The 15,251-nt window shown below is 39.5% G+C and carries 14 protein-coding genes; 9 read left to right on the top strand and 5 right to left on the bottom strand.

Annotation, left to right across the window (positions count from 1 at the left end; all coding sequences use genetic code 11):
- Positions 1-13: 13 nt before the first annotated feature.
- The 3 genes from kynA to kynU are packed head-to-tail and all read right to left on the bottom strand — an operon-like array spanning position 14 to position 2,777.
- The gene (kynA, locus tag BN985_RS16980) at positions 14-862 is read right to left on the bottom strand and encodes a tryptophan 2,3-dioxygenase (RefSeq protein WP_042225042.1); all 849 of its coding nucleotides are present in this window, start codon (positions 860-862) and stop codon (positions 14-16) included.
- Positions 862-1,506, bottom strand: a complete 645-nt coding sequence (kynB, locus tag BN985_RS16975) for an arylformamidase (protein ID WP_042225040.1) — start codon at positions 1,504-1,506, stop codon at positions 862-864. The genes kynA and kynB overlap by 1 nt, the downstream gene beginning before the upstream one ends.
- The gene (gene kynU / locus BN985_RS16970) at positions 1,506-2,777 is read right to left on the bottom strand and encodes a kynureninase (RefSeq protein WP_042225039.1); all 1,272 of its coding nucleotides are present in this window, start codon (positions 2,775-2,777) and stop codon (positions 1,506-1,508) included. The genes kynB and kynU overlap by 1 nt, the downstream gene beginning before the upstream one ends.
- A gap of 343 nt (positions 2,778-3,120) precedes the next feature.
- Here kynU and BN985_RS16965 point away from each other — a divergent pair, with 343 nt between their 5' ends.
- Together BN985_RS16965 and BN985_RS16960 are read left to right on the top strand one after the other, a co-directional pair.
- Entirely contained in the window at positions 3,121-4,611 is a 1,491-nt protein-coding gene (locus BN985_RS16965) for an aldehyde dehydrogenase family protein (RefSeq protein ID WP_042225037.1), read from the top strand.
- Positions 4,612-4,638: 27 nt separating this feature from the next.
- Positions 4,639-5,793 carry a saccharopine dehydrogenase family protein gene (locus tag BN985_RS16960; RefSeq protein ID WP_042225036.1) on the top strand — a complete coding sequence of 385 codons (1,155 nt, stop codon included), beginning with the start codon at positions 4,639-4,641 and terminating at the stop codon, positions 5,791-5,793.
- A gap of 193 nt (positions 5,794-5,986) precedes the next feature.
- Here BN985_RS16960 and mreBH read toward each other — a convergent pair whose 3' ends face one another.
- Positions 5,987-6,994 carry a rod-share determining protein MreBH gene (mreBH, locus tag BN985_RS16955; protein ID WP_042225034.1) on the bottom strand — a complete coding sequence of 336 codons (1,008 nt, stop codon included), beginning with the start codon at positions 6,992-6,994 and terminating at the stop codon, positions 5,987-5,989.
- Positions 6,995-7,426: 432 nt separating this feature from the next.
- Between mreBH and BN985_RS16950 the strand changes: the two genes are divergently transcribed.
- From BN985_RS16950 to BN985_RS16940, 3 genes are all read left to right on the top strand, one after another.
- A complete protein-coding gene (locus BN985_RS16950) occupies positions 7,427-8,368 on the top strand; it encodes a CAP domain-containing protein (RefSeq protein WP_042225033.1) in 942 nt (313 codons plus the stop codon).
- A gap of 275 nt (positions 8,369-8,643) precedes the next feature.
- Entirely contained in the window at positions 8,644-9,639 is a 996-nt protein-coding gene (locus BN985_RS16945; RefSeq protein WP_042225031.1) for a glutaminase, read from the top strand.
- 30 nt (positions 9,640-9,669) lie between these two features.
- On the top strand, positions 9,670-10,338 hold the full coding sequence (locus tag BN985_RS16940) for an SOS response-associated peptidase (RefSeq protein WP_042225029.1): 669 nt from the start codon (positions 9,670-9,672) through the stop codon (positions 10,336-10,338).
- Positions 10,339-10,652: 314 nt separating this feature from the next.
- On the opposite strand, the gene BN985_RS16935 is transcribed toward BN985_RS16940, so the two are convergent.
- Positions 10,653-12,014 (bottom strand): alanine/glycine:cation symporter family protein, encoded by a 1,362-nt coding sequence (locus tag BN985_RS16935; protein WP_042225028.1) that lies wholly within the window; start codon positions 12,012-12,014, stop codon positions 10,653-10,655.
- A 214-nt stretch (positions 12,015-12,228) separates the two neighbouring features.
- Here BN985_RS16935 and BN985_RS16930 point away from each other — a divergent pair, with 214 nt between their 5' ends.
- The 4 genes from BN985_RS16930 (at position 12,229) to BN985_RS16915 (ending at position 15,171) form a co-directional block, all read left to right on the top strand.
- Positions 12,229-12,525 carry a YtxH domain-containing protein gene (locus tag BN985_RS16930; protein WP_042225027.1) on the top strand — a complete coding sequence of 99 codons (297 nt, stop codon included), beginning with the start codon at positions 12,229-12,231 and terminating at the stop codon, positions 12,523-12,525.
- 30 nt (positions 12,526-12,555) lie between these two features.
- Positions 12,556-13,377, top strand: a complete 822-nt coding sequence (locus BN985_RS16925) for a YihY/virulence factor BrkB family protein (RefSeq protein ID WP_042225026.1) — start codon at positions 12,556-12,558, stop codon at positions 13,375-13,377.
- 219 nt (positions 13,378-13,596) lie between these two features.
- A complete protein-coding gene (locus BN985_RS16920) occupies positions 13,597-14,475 on the top strand; it encodes a transporter substrate-binding domain-containing protein (RefSeq protein WP_042225024.1) in 879 nt (292 codons plus the stop codon).
- A 15-nt stretch (positions 14,476-14,490) separates the two neighbouring features.
- A complete protein-coding gene (locus BN985_RS16915) occupies positions 14,491-15,171 on the top strand; it encodes an amino acid ABC transporter permease (protein WP_042225308.1) in 681 nt (226 codons plus the stop codon).
- The last annotated feature ends 80 nt before the right edge of the window (positions 15,172-15,251 follow it).

Genomic DNA, 15,251 nt, shown 5'->3' with positions numbered 1-15,251 from the left:
GTTTAATTAACAATTAAAGCTTTGTTCGAATGGACCATAGCTCTGGGAAGAAATAATGATCCAACACCTTTTTCAAATAACCAACACCTGAAGAACCTCCTGTGCCAGTCTTGTGTCCAATTATTCTTTCCACTGTCTTCATGTGGCGAAAACGCCATTGCTGAAACCAATCTTCAATATCGACGAGTTTTTCTGCTAGCTGATAAAGCTCCCAGTTAGTATCTACGTCTTGATAGACAGCCATCCATGCTGCTTCAACGGAGTCATCTTTCTCATATGTTTTGGAAAAATCTCTGGAAAGGACTTCAGGATTGATCTCAAAACCAGCACGAGATAGTGCCTCAATAGATACATCATAAAGTCCTGGAGCGTGGTAGGCTTCTTCCATAATAGTATGCACTTTTGGGTCTTTTTCATATATTTTTAGAATAAATGGCGTTTTGTAGCCAAGCACGAATTCGACAAGACGATATTGATAGGATTGAAAACCGGAGGCATTTCCTAGGTCATCACGGAATTCCATGTATTCAGCAGGGGTAAGGGTGGAAAGAACATCCCATGCTTGTATAATTTGTGCTTGGGTCTTAGAGACACGTGACAGCATCTTAAAAGAAGCTTGTAGTTCCCCGTTTTGAATCGCTGTAATCGCAGCCTGTGTTTCATGGATTATCAATTTAAGCCAAAGTTCACTTACTTGATGAATTACGATAAAAAGCATTTCATCATGATGATTAGATAGTCGCTTTTGACTATCCAGTAAGGTATCTAGCTGTAAGTAGTCGCCATAGGTCATCTTTTCCTTAAAATCGGTATGAATGCCTTTTTCTGTTTTAAAAGTATCGTTCGTCTTGTTGTCTTTCATTATTTGGTTCTCTCCTCTTTAGATAATGGTCTGATGACAGCACGTACCGGACTCCCGTCAGCTCCGTGAATGGCTAGTGGTAATGCAATAAGTTCGTATAAACCGGCTTCCACATTGTCTAGCATAATATTTTCTAAAATGTTAATGTCATGCTGGTATAGGGCATGATGTGTTGCAAGCTCCTTACTATCCGTATGATCTACTGAAGGAATATCTACCCCTAATAGCGTAACGCCTTTCTCCTGTAAATATGCTGCTATATCTGGTGCAATAGTAGGCATGGTGTCTGGAAAACGTTTTGGATTGTTGGGGAGGGATGTTTTTAACAAAACCCTCGTTCTTCCTTTCAACTCTGTCTGTTTTAACACCTCAAGATTTACCTCATCAGTATGACTCACATCTACGACGATTGCCTCCCCGATGTATCGCTCAAGGTCAAGCATGTCTATCGTATTTCCTTTTGAATCATAGTGAAAAGGTGCGTCTACATGTGTTCCTGTATGCAGACTGGCAGTCATTTGCCCGATGTTTACTGAGCCAGTCTCTTCCTTAGAAAAAGTTAGACTATATTGGAAAGGAGTATCACCAGGCCAGTGTGCCATGTCATTTGTAAGAGGTTGAGAGATATCAATCCAATTTGTCATTATGCAATCACTCCTCGCTTATTCTCATAGTTTTTATAGCTTCGTTCTTCCATAATCTTCTTTAGTTTTGCGACTACTTCCCACACTTCTTCATACGTATTATAAAGTGCAACAGGTGCCAGTCTGATGCCATTTGGATTACGAAAGTCTGGTATTACTCCATTGGCTTTTAATGCTTTACAAATTCGAGCAGCTTCTGGATGAATGAGAAAGACATGTCCACCACGCGATGTTTCGTCCTCGGGATTGGCGATCGTAAAGCCATGAGTAGAAAGCTCAGCTTTAATAAGCTCCATTAGGTATGCCGTTAATTGAAGCGATTTTTCTCTTATCTTATTGATTCCTGCTTCCTTAAACATTTCCAACGAACCAATTAATGGTGCGATGCTTAGCACATGTGGTGTTCCAATTTGGTAAGCACCAGCAGTAGAAGCTGGTGATAAAGTATGTTCCATATCAAACTGCTTATCTTTTGCAGAGCTGAACCATCCAGCAAGCCCTGGCTTTTTACCAAAATGCTTTTTGTTTACATAAAGACCGCCCACACTTCCTGGTCCACCATTTAAATGTTTATATGTACACCAGAATGCAAAGTCAACATCCCAATCAGATAAGTGATGTGGAATGGAGCCAATGGAATGGCATAGATCAAACCCGATCTTAATTCCACGTTTATGTGCTTCTTTCGTTAATGTGGGGATGTCTAAGAGCTGACCGCTTCTATAAAGCACACTTGGCAAGATAATGAGTGCAATATCCTCTGTCATCGCTTCTACTATGTCACTTGTGTCTAATGTGTTGCCATTGTTGCTCTTCACTTGAACAAGATGTTCTTCTGGGTCTAACCCTTTAAGTTCAAGCTGGCTTTTTATAGCATAAATATCAGATGGAAAATTTAATTCATCTGCCAAAATCTTTGTGCGTTTTCCTTCAGGGTGGAAGAAGGTAGCAGCTAATTGATGCAAATTGGTAGTCGTGGAACCTGTTACAATAACCTCATCTTCATCAGCTCCAACTAAAGGTGTAGAAAGTTTTCCTAACTTTTCAGATAAGTAATACCAAGGATGTTCTCCCTCTGTCCATCCATCAATGGCAAATTCCTTCCAAGAGGCCAATAAGGATAAGACGTTTTGCTCCGCACGTTTTGATAAAAGACCAAGGGAATTTCCGTCAAAATAAATGGTGTCTTTTTCTAGATAGAATTCTTTACGAAAACTTATTAATTCATCCTGCTGATCTAGTTCTACAGCATACGACTTTTCTATATTCACTTGTCCCGCCTCTTCCTATAAAAGTATTGTGTCTTCTATTCTAACAAAAGCTATCACTATATTTCATGATTTTTTAAAACATTAAGAGCAAATCGTTTTTTCAATCTTAGTAACTATAGTCTTGAGTAGCTACATACAAGGATTTCACTCTCTGAAACAGGTAGGTCTAGTTTTGGTTTACCAAAAATTGGACAGATAAAGGAAATACGTCATATGAAAATAATTTAGAAATAAAATGTATTGTGGAAGACAAAAAGGTTAGTGACCTAGTCGAGAGTATAACACTTATATGTGCTAACAGTTCACTGATTGACAAAAATGATTAAAGGAAGTGGTGGCTAATATGGTAAAGCTGGAAGCGGAAAAACTACAAAATTTTATTAATGGAAAGTGGCAAGAAGTTGATCGTTCAACAGCTGTTATAAATCCTGCTACAGGAGAAGCAATTGTCCAAGTACCATTATCTTCTGAAAAACATGTAGATGAAGCGGTTCTTGCAGCTAAAAAAGCCCAAAGAGAATGGGCTCATGTACCACCACCGCAGCGAGCTGAGGTTCTGTATCGTGTAGGTTATTTAATGAAAGAGAAAAAAGAGCGACTATCTCAGCTTTTGACAAAAGAAAACGGAAAAGTAATTGAGGAAGCACGAGGAGAAGTGCAAGAAGGAATTGATATGGCGTTCTACATGGCAGGTGAGGGAAGAAGGCTGTTTGGTCAGACAACACCTGCAGAACTCAGAGATAAATTCGCAATGAGCCAGCGGGTACCAGTCGGAGTAATAGGAATTATTACACCGTGGAATTTCCCTATTGCCATAGCTACGTGGAAGTCCTTTCCTGCGATCATTGCAGGCAATGCCGTCGTGTGGAAACCAGCGACAGAAACACCAATTATGGCTTTTGAACTTGCAAAAATTTTCGAGGAGGCTGGACTTCCCAAAGGTGTAATGAATGTAGTATTCGGTTCAGGTAGTGAAGTAGGGAATGCTCTGGTTCACCATGGTGATGTGCAGGTGATTTCTTTTACCGGCTCTAATGATACGGGGAGAGAAATTGCAGCTGCTTGTGGTCGACAATTAAAAAAAGTTTCTCTTGAAATGGGTGGAAAAAACGCTGTTATTGTTATGGATGACGCAGATATTGATCTTGCAGTAGAAGGCATATTATGGAGTGCTTTTGGTACAAGTGGACAGCGGTGTACTGCGTGTAGCAGAGTGATTGTACATGAGACAGTGAAAGTAGACTTAGAAGCACGACTGCTTACTAGGATGAAGGAGCTTACGATTGGAAATGGAGCAGATGAAACGATAAAGGTTGGACCTATTATTAATGAGGCCGGACTTGCGAAAATAGATTCATATATCAACATTGGAAAAGAAGAAGGAGCTAGATTACTGGCAGGAGGGCATGCATTAACAGATGGGGAGAAACAAAAAGGAAATTATTTTGCTCCTACACTGTTTACTGACGTCTCTTCTAATATGCGGATTGCGCAGGAAGAAATATTTGGACCTGTTGTGTCCTTAATTCCTATCAAAAACTTTGAGGAGGCAATCGAAGTTAACAATAGTGTAGCGTTTGGCCTATCAAGCAGTATTTTTACGAAAGATGTAAATCGTGTATTTCAGGCACAGCGTGACCTTGATACAGGCATTGTCTATGTGAACGCAGGGACCACTGGTGCAGAAATCCATTTGCCATTCGGTGGTACGAAGGGAACAGGTAATGGACATCGTGACTCAGGAGTACAGGCATTAGATGTTTTTACAGAATGGAAGGCTATTTACGTAGATTACAGTGGGAAACTCCAGCGGGCACAAATTGATGTTGAGTAAAGAGGACTTCGAAGGGGTGTGAAAGGTATGAAGGTAGGTGTGCTTGGAGCAGGATTAATGGGCAAGGAAGCTGCCCGTGATCTCGTAGCAAGTGACGGTGTTAGCGATGTTGGTTTAGCAGACATTCAATTCTCGTTAGCCGAAGATGTGTGTAATCAAATAGGCTCTTCGAAACTGAAAGCTTATCGGGTAAACGCTAAAGACGAGGAAGACCTAGCTGCATACATGTGCCAATTTGATGTTATCATTAACGCGCTATTTTACTCTTTTAATGAACAAGTAGCCAAAACCGCAATCAAAGTTGGTGTAAGTGCAGTTGATTTAGGTGGACATATTGGAAATATGACAAATGCAGTCTTGGCGCTAAGGGAAGAGGCTAAAGCTGCTGGTATTACAATCATTCCTGATCTCGGAGTTGCGCCAGGCATGATTAATATTCTATCAGGTTATGGAGCTGGAAAACTTGATAAGCTGCATACAATTAAACTTTATGTTGGTGGGATACCAGTTAAACCTGATCCTCCTCTAGAATACAACCATGTATTTTCAATGGAAGGAGTCTTAGATCATTATACAGACCCAGCTCTCGTCATCCGTAATGGCTTAAAACAGGAGGTCCCCTCCTTATCAGAAGTGGAAAGCATTTATTTTAATCGATTCGGTCCTTTGGAAGCGTTCCATACGTCTGGAGGGACCTCCACTTTATCCCTTACCTATCCTCATTTAAACACATTAGAATACAAAACAATTCGCTATCCGGGACATGCAGAGAAATTCAAACTACTAGTAGATTTAAATCTTACAAAAAAGAATTATAAAGTAGATGTGCACGGTAAACAGGTGAGCCCAAGAGAAGTACTATTAAAAGTCTTAAAGCCTATTGTAGATCTTAAGGATAAAAAAGACGCCGTGCTATTAAGAGTAATAGTATCAGGTGAGAAAGTTGGCAAAAAGACTACCTACCAGTACGAAATGACAACTTTTAAGGACGATAAGGTGAATATTACAGCCATGGCAAGAGCTACAGCTAATACTATATCAGTCGTGGCCCAAATGATTGGCGATAAAACGATAAGCCAGACTGGGGTATATCCACCCGAGCAGATAGTGCCAGGTGAAAAATATATGGTAGAAATGAAAAAACGTGGTGTACTGATAGATGAAGTTCAAGTGAGTGAATAATAGAGCGGAAGAAGAAGGTATGTGAGAGTGAGTATATCGCACTCAAAAGGAGAGTATCGCCCAAGAGAATGTGCGATAATCAGCAAGTCACCCTGAGTATGAACTCTATCTAACTCGCAAATTTTCTACCGTCAGAAAAAGCCTGTGTATTTAATACACAGGCTTTTTCGTCGGCGATCTCCACTTTGAGAGACTATTTTGCTGCTTTTTGTAGTTTGTTAATCATCTTTAGAGCGCGTCCTGTACCAATGGCCACAGACTCGAGTGGGTTTGGTGCAAGGTGTACGGGAACGATTAGTTCATTTGATAACCATTCCTGCATGCCTCTTAGCAATGCACCGCCGCCAGTAAGCACAATACCGTGATCAACAATATCCCCACTTAATTCAGGAGGACAGTTTTCAAGTGTAGCGCGAATGGTTTCTAGTATTGAATCTAGTGATTCTTTTAAAGCATAATGAATCTCTGTAGAAGTGATTATTACTGTTTTTGGAAGTCCTGATACCATATCTCGGCCACGAATTTCCATCGTTTCCTCATCATGATTCGGATGGGCATAGCCAATTTCCATTTTAACATTTTCGGCTGTACGCTCACCAATTAAGATATTATATTTCTTGCGGATATGGTGGATAATCTCTTCATCCATTTTGTCTCCGCCAGTGCGAACTGAATTACAAGATACAACTCCACCAAACGATATAATTCCTACTTCTGAGGTACCTCCACCAATGTCCACTACGACATTAGCAACAGGCTCGTCAACTGGAAGGTCAGATCCAATTGCCGCTGCTACAGGTTCTTCTATTAAATGTACCTGTTTCGCACCATAACTTGTAACAGCATTATGAATTGCACGACGTTCTACTGTTGTACTTCCTGATGGCGTACATACAACAACAATTGGTTTCCTCATAGACATGCCGATTTTCTTACTTACTTTTTTCAAAAACTCTTTTAGCATTTGAGCCGTTACATCATAATCCGCAATAACGCCATCTTTTAATGGGCGAATTGGAATGATATTTTGCGGTGTTTTACCAACCATTTGTTTTGCTTCGGTTCCTACCGCTACCACTTGCTTCGTATTAACATCAATTGCAACAACAGATGGTTCATTTAATACAATTCCTTTAGTCTTTGAATATATCAGTATATTTGCGGTACCTAAATCAATACCGATTTCTGCAGTAGATAACATATAATATCCTCCAATGATGACAATTTTCTCATACAGTCATTCTATTAAATAGTATACTTTCTGGGGGTAGTAATACAATGCACATATTTTGGCAATAGATTCTATTTGAGTTGTGACAAAAATAAACCATATTGTCAGGTGAAAGCAAGTAACATTTTCGTTACAAGTTATCAGAATTTGTAATAAAAAGACGCGGCTTTCAAGGGTGTCAATAGTCATTTAGTAGTAAAAATTTCCTTGTCACAGAACTTTTTCCTGTTTACCCGTTTTTAGGTCATATTAATCTTCTTTTCATTACAAGGGTTCTAAGGTTATTCGGCAAACTAATAAGTCTATATATCTACTTTGGCAAAGAATGCCACAAATATTACAAAAAAACCATGCTATGATAATCCTGCAAAACAAAACAAGCCAAAAGGAGAGTGTAGCAAGATGTTTAAGAAAGTAAGCATAGTTACAGCATTATCAGCTGCTTTATTATTTGGAGGAGCTTTTCAAAATTCTGTTGACGCACAAGCAAAGGATCTAAATCAGAATCATATATATAAAATCTACTATTCTATTAATGGGAATTGGGATAAAGTTTCTGATAATAATATCAATGAACTTGTAAATAAATATCTTTCAATGTTCCAACTTAACTGGAAAGACTTTAATTGGAATAAAATTCAAGTTGAACAAAAAGAAAATACAGGTTCTAAAGAAGAAGTAAAACAACCTGAGAATCAAGAAGAGCAACCAGCAAAAGAAGAAAAAGCTGACGAACCAAAAGAGCAAGTAGTAGAGAAAGAAGAACCAAAGCAAGAAGAATCAAAACAAGAAGAACCAAAACAAGAGCAAACTGAAGAAAAAACGCCAGTAGAAGAAGAACAACCGAAACAAGAGCAACCTAAGCAAGACGAACCAAAAGAAGAAAATACAGAAGCACCAGCACCACAACAACCAGTAGCAGAAGAGAATCAACAAGCTGAAGAGCAGCAAAACCAATCTTCAGAACTAAGCCAGTTTGAACAAGAAGTTGTAGAATTAACAAATCAAGAAAGAGCTAAACAAGGGCTTTCACCACTAAAAATTGATACAGAACTAAGCAAAGTTGCAAGAGAAAAATCACGTGATATGGCATCAAACGGCTACTTTGCCCACAACAGTCCGTCATACGGTTCTCCGTTTGATATGATGAAACAATTCGGAATTAGCTACAGCACTGCTGGTGAAAACATTGCTAAAGGTCAACGTACACCACAAGAAGTAGTAAATGCTTGGATGAACAGTGAAGGTCACCGTGCAAACATTATGAATGGTAACTTTACACACATCGGTGTTGGTTATGTAGAACAAGGTAACCACTGGACACAACAATTTATCGGAAAATAATATTTTTGTAAGGAGGCTGACTTAGGTTGGCCTCTTTTTTTTAGTTATAAATCATGGCCCCGTGTCAATCAACCACATAAGAAGTTCAATCGATCAAAACTCCATGTCAATCAACCATATAAGAGATCCAACCAACCACAGGCCAGCGCCGATCAACCCACACACAAATCAAAGACAGGTCATATCTCTATTAAGATTTCTGTTTATAATTCCATGTGTTTAGGGGAAAAACAGAAGGGAATGTATTTATAGATTACGGACAGGAGGATTCATGTATGGTACAAGGAACAGTGAATTGGAATACTGGGATGACACAAAAATGGCTGCAGGAGTATGTAGATGATTGGGTATCTTTTTACAGAAAACATACTTCAGAGGGGGAAGTTGCTTCATACATACCTGCGTTAGGTGAAGCGAATCAGGACCATCTCGGGATATCGATTATTGGCATGCATGGGATGAAAATTCGCTCTGGTGATGCTGATGTCCGGTTTACCATACAAAGTATTTCCAAAGTACTAAGCTTCATCGTCGCATGCATGGAAAGAGGAGTTGCCTATATGTTGGACAAGGTGGACGTGGAGCCAACGGGAGAGGCCTTCAATTCCATCATGCATTTGGAAATGAAGCCATTAAAAAAACCATTTAACCCACTAGTAAATGCAGGTGCCATTACAGTATCTTCTATGCTAGATGGGGAAACTTCAGAGGAAAAGCTGGAACCGCTGCTGACGTTATTAGAGGAAATACTTGGACATCGACCACCTATTAACGATGAGGTTTATCAGTCTGAACAGGAGTCTTCCATGCGTAACAGGGCAATTGGTTATTATTTATTAGAGACAGGCTTTTTAGATTCAGATCTTTCGGTTACACTTGATACTTACTTTAAACAGTGTTCTCTTGAGGTGTCTCTAGATGATTTAGCTCGGATTGGCCTTATTCTTGCAAATGATGGAAAAGATCCTGATTCAGAACAAGAGCTTATTCCGAGACAGGTTGCACGATTAGCGAAAGCGCTCATGTTAACATGTGGCATGTATGACGCTTCAGGGAAATTCGCAGCCTATGTCGGCATACCAGCTAAAAGTGGCGTGTCAGGAGGCATTATTGCCGTTTCTCCACCACGAGTAAGAAATGAACCCCTCCCGTTTATGGATGGTTGTGGCATCGCGGTTTATGGACCGGCATTGGATAGCAGAGGAAATAGTACAGCAGGAATTAGGCTACTTCGTCATATTGCAACACAGTGGGATTTAAGTATATTCTAGAGACAATAGTAGTAGGTAGGGGGCAAATCGATGTGTGGAAGGTACACGTTACTCGCGGATGAACTGGAAATTTTGCGATCGTTTGATTTGGAACAAAACAATATAAATGGGTTTGAACAAAGCTATAATATTGCACCTGGTCAAAAAGTATTAGCTATCATTCATGATGGAAAGAAAAAGCGTGCAGGTTTTTTACGATGGGGATTAGTGCCATCTTGGGCAAAAGATGAAAAGGTTGGCTATAAGATGATTAATGCGCGAAGTGAAACAGCACATGAAAAACCTAGCTTTAAAAAACTAATGGCCCAAAAACGTTGTCTCATTATTGCAGATAGCTTTTTTGAATGGCAAAAAACGAAAGAGGGAAAACAGCCGAAACGAATTCAATTGGCAGACCGGAAGCTATTTGCATTTGCTGGACTCTGGGACAGATGGGAGCAAGAGGAAAAAGAACTCTTCACCTGTACCATTTTAACTAAGGAAGCTAATCCTTTTATGCAGGATATTCATCATCGCATGCCCATTATCTTACCAAAAGAAAAGGAGACGGAATGGATACTTCCGCAAAAAGAGGAGCCTGCGGCTATGCATACATTTCTTGAGAACATTGATATAGATAACCTTAACGCCTATGATGTCTCCACCTATGTAAACACTGCAAAAAATAATGATGCCACCTGTATTGCACCACTAGCATAACGACAACCTATTATATAAAATTCGAGGTTGGGCCAAAAGTCACTTTTCCTACATGAAAATCCGAACTATTATGTAAATCCTATAATAAAGGATTGCTTAGTTCGGGTTATATTTTATTTAAGCGTAGGCAGTAAACGGAGACTCCGACGGGAAAAGCACGAGTCGAAGACCCCGCAGTGGTGCCCTTTCCACGAGGAGGCTGAGGCCGTGCCCGTGGAAAGCGGAGTGTTCTGCCGAAGTGATGCTAGAAAGTATTATTCGCATTGATGCATTGGTACTTTTAGTTATGTCCCAGCTTCTTCTTTCTGATTATCCTATCCAACCCGTGCTTTTCTTTCCTTATCTTGAAGTTTCTCCTCTTTAGCCACTTTTAGGAAACGCTTCGTCTCATAGACCACTACACCAGATAACCCAATTAAACCAATGAGGTTCGGTGCTGCCATTAGAGCATTCATTATGTCTGAGATGCCAAATACCACGCTGAGTTCTTCCATAGCGCCATACATTACTGCGGCAACAAAGACAATACGATAGTAAGGAATAGCCTTATCACTGAAAAGATAAGCAAAACATTTCTCTCCGTAGTATGACCAGCCTACTAGGGTAGAGAAGGCAAATAATACAATTCCGATCGTAACAATATATCCACCAGTACTACCAAGGAATGCAGAGAATGAAGCTGTTGTAAGGTCACCGCCTTCAAGCCCGCCTCCATACATATCTGCCATAACAATTGTAATCCCAGTAATGGAACAAACGATAATCGTATCAATAAAAACCTGGGTCATAGAAACAAGCGCCTGTCTGCCCGGTAAATCTGTTTTAGCTGCAGCGGCTGCTATAGGTGCAGATCCGAGACCCGCTTCATTGGAGAAAACTCCACGCGCTACACCATAACGAATAACTGTTCCTAGTATCCCGCCACCGAGTGCACTACCTGTAAATGCATCATTAAATATAAGACCTACCGCTTGTGGAACAAGATCAAAATTTAGAATCATAATAATAATTCCACCTAAAACATAGAAGGCTGCCATGATTGGCACAAAGAAAGAAGTAACTCTACCAATGCTTTTAATACCGCCTAGTATAACGAGACCGACTAAGAAAGTAAGTAAAATGCCAGTCACCCATGATGGAACATTAAAAGAATCGGACATTGCTTTTGAAACAGAATTTGATTGCACCATATTTCCGATCCCAAAAGCTGCACAGGACCCAAATATTGCAAAAAGAACACCAAGCCATTTGGCTTTTAGTCCTTTTTCCAAATAATACATAGGACCACCTGAGATTTCCCCCTTGCTGTTGACTTCACGGTATTTAACAGCCAGTATGGCCTCTGAATATTTTGTTGCCATACCTAGAAGCGCTGTGACCCACATCCATAACACAGCACCAGGGCCACCTAAAACAACGGCTGTTGCTACCCCAACGATATTCCCGGTTCCGATTGTTGCTGCCATGGCTGTTGTCAAAGCCTGATAATGACTGATATCGCCCTTTGATTCCTTATCCTGTCGCGCTGGACTAAAGGCTAACTTTAATGCATAGGGCAATGTTCGAAACTGTAAAAAACCTAAGCGTAAAGTTAGGTATAGACCGGCTCCCACGATCAATATAAGCATTGGTGGTCCCCATACTATGTCACTTATGAAGCCAATTACTTCCTCCATTTAAACCCCTCCCTTGTTATTTTATAATATTAAATATTATGAAAATTTTAGTCAAGCCTTTTTCTATAGATTTTTCACTAAACAGCTAACCATTGCTTCCTCCTTGGTAAGTTGCTTATAATAAAGATATTATTGGATAAGCTCTTAAAATATAAAAGTTTGGAAAAGCTAGAAAGAGCTTTGTTTATTACGCAGAAAAAGGAGAGAAAACAAAATGGGTAATCGTAAGCTTGTAGTTGGTGTATTAATTGGGGCACTTGTTGGAGGTGCCATCACGTTATTCGACAGAGAAACACGGAATTATTCCCGCATGAAGTTAACTAACATGAAATATGGTTCGCAATCTGTTTTGAGAAACCCCTCTGAAGCAGTTAGAAATGTAAGAAAAGCGTTTAATACATTTAATCAAAACTTTTCCACAGGAGCACAAAGCACTATTAATGCATTAGAGCAAGTGGAAGCAACATTAGATAAATATACAAATAAAAATCAAACAGACAGAATAGAGTAGGGATGACAGATTTAATAGGAGTGTGTATACGTGAGCAAAGTACTAAACTTTGTTAAAAAATTGTATGCCAAGCTTGAAGAGGTAGATGTTTTTGGTCTGGCTGCACAACTGGCATATTTTTTCCTGTTATCATTATTCCCTTTTCTATTGTTCCTTTTAACATTAGTCGGTTATTTACCTTTTGATAATTTGGCAATACTCGATATGATAAATACCTATGCACCTCCACAAATTGTAGACTTAATCACCACAAATGTTAGTGGGTTGCTTGAACAACAAAATGGAGGGTTATTGTCATTTGGGTTTATTGCAACGCTTTGGGCAGCGTCAAATGGAGTAAATGCTATCATGAGAGGTTTCAATGTTGCATACGGAGTGGAAGAAAACAGATCGTTTATTGTATCACGTCTTATTGCGATTGTTCTCACCGTTGCCATGGTCTTAGTTATTTCTATAGCATTTCTTTTACCTATCTTTGGACGAATGATCGGCATTTATCTATTTTCATTTGTTGGTCTATCAGAAGGGTTTCTTCTTGTTTGGCAAGGGCTACGCTGGATTCTTTCTTCCATTGTAATCTTTATCGTGCTGGTTGCGTTGTATAGGCTTGCACCAAATCTCAATGTTTTTTTAAAAAACACTGTATGGGGTGCTCTATTTGCTACTCTTTTATGGCAACTTGCTTCACTTGGGTTTTCGTATTATGTTAGCACAGCCGGAAATTACTCAGCAACTTATGGAAGTTTAGGAACGGTTATTGTACTTATGGTTTGGTTTTATCTTTCTGGTATTATCATTATGGCAGGTGGAATTCTGAACGCTGTTATAAGGGAATATAGGTTAAAGTCTTAATGACCATTCCAGAGAACGCATATGTATCATCAAAAATAAAAAATCAGCGAGGTCTATACGCCTCACTGATTTTTTATTTTGGTTAAAAACCTATCCCTATGCCAAACTAATATAAATAAATAAATAAATAAATTATCTGTAAATAAATTTTGAAATTATTTATACAAACTGTTACAATCATAATGTCATTTTTAAATATAACAAGAGGGGTGAAGGGTAGTGAAGAAAATATTGGTATTGCTTTCATTGGTTGCCATTGTAGCTTTTGTTAGTGCGTGTGGCGCTGAAGAAAATGAAGGTAACAGTAATAACGAAACAAGTGGGACAGATGAAAGATGGGCAGAAATCCAAGACGCTGGGGAAATTGTAGTCGGCACTTCCGGAACGTTAATGGCTGCTTCTTATTACGATGGAGAGGAAGAAAGTAAAGATCAGTTGACCGGATATGATGTGGAAGTAATGCGTGAAGTTGCCAAACGTCTAGATTTAGATGTTTCCTTTGAAATCATGGGAATTGATGGTATGCTTCCTGCTGTGAAAAGTGGACGTATTGATGTCGCAGCAAATGATGTGGAAGCAACAGATAAAAGAAAAAAAGAATTTAATTTTAGTGAGCCTTATAAATATTCGTATTCTACAATGGTTGTAAGGAAAGATGACAATTCTGGGATTTCTTCTTTAGAGGATCTTGAAGGGAAAGTCGCTGGTGGTGGTGCAACTACCATTTATAGCCAAATTGCAGAGCATTATGGAGCTGAAATTAAAACATATGGAAATGCACCAAATGAAGCATATTTACGTGACGTGGATAATGGTAGAACAGATGTTATTGTAAATGATTATTATCTTTCTAAGTTCGGAGTTGCAGGATTCCCAGACTTCGATATTCATTTACACCCAGACTTGAAATTCCACCCAACAGAACAAGCGGTGGTAATACCAAAGGATGCAGATACATTAACAGAAGAAATAAACAAGGCTCTTACAGAAATGCGTGAGGACGGTACACTGACGAAGCTAGCGGAAAAGTTTTATAACGAAGATGCTTCCCAGAAACCAGAAGAAGAAATTGAAGAACTTGAAGGGCTTGACCTATAAGTGGATTCCATTATAATGCTAGGCGTATTCGACTTCGGTGGATTATTTAATCCAGTGCTTGCATGGGAAAATCTTCCCTTTGTATTAGGCGGATTACCAGTGACCATGCTTATATCGATTGTGAGTATGGGAATGGGGCTCGTATTGGGTCTGTTTTTAGCGCTTGCACGAGGTTCCAAGCGATTCGTTTTACGCTGGCCAGCAAGGATTTATATCTCCTTTATGCGTGGAACCCCGATCCTGGTATTTCTCTTTATATTATATTTCGGTTTACCTGTAGTCGGGATAGAATTTACAGCATTAGTAGCAGCCTGCTTAGGCTTTGGTTTAAATAGTGCTGCATACATTGCAGAAATTGATCGCTCTTCGTTAAACAGTATCGATCACGGACAATGGGAATCAGCAAAAGCGCTTAATATGAGTTATTCTATGACATTACGGAAGGTTATCCTTCCACAGGCGACACGGATTGCAATACCACCACTTACGAATGTGTTTATGGATATTGTAAAGGCGACTTCCCTGGCTGCTGTCATTACAGTTCCTGAGCTGTTTCAAAAGACGCAAATTGTAGCCGGGAGAGAATTTGATGCAATGACTATGTACATTCTCGTTGCACTTATTTATTGGCCGGTATGTATCGTTATTTCCTTCTTTCAGGATCGCTTGGAAGAGCATTATAGCCGTTTCTTATAAAGTGAAACTTCAATCAATGGGGCTTTCAATATCCCCCCACTGATTGTTAGTTGAAGGAATTGGCATGTAAGTCCGTTTAC

It is taken from the genome of Oceanobacillus manasiensis (assembly GCF_000724085.1).
Lineage (GTDB): Bacteria > Bacillota > Bacilli > Bacillales > Amphibacillaceae > Oceanobacillus_B > Oceanobacillus_B manasiensis.
This window is presented reverse-complemented; position numbering and strand designations above follow the sequence as displayed.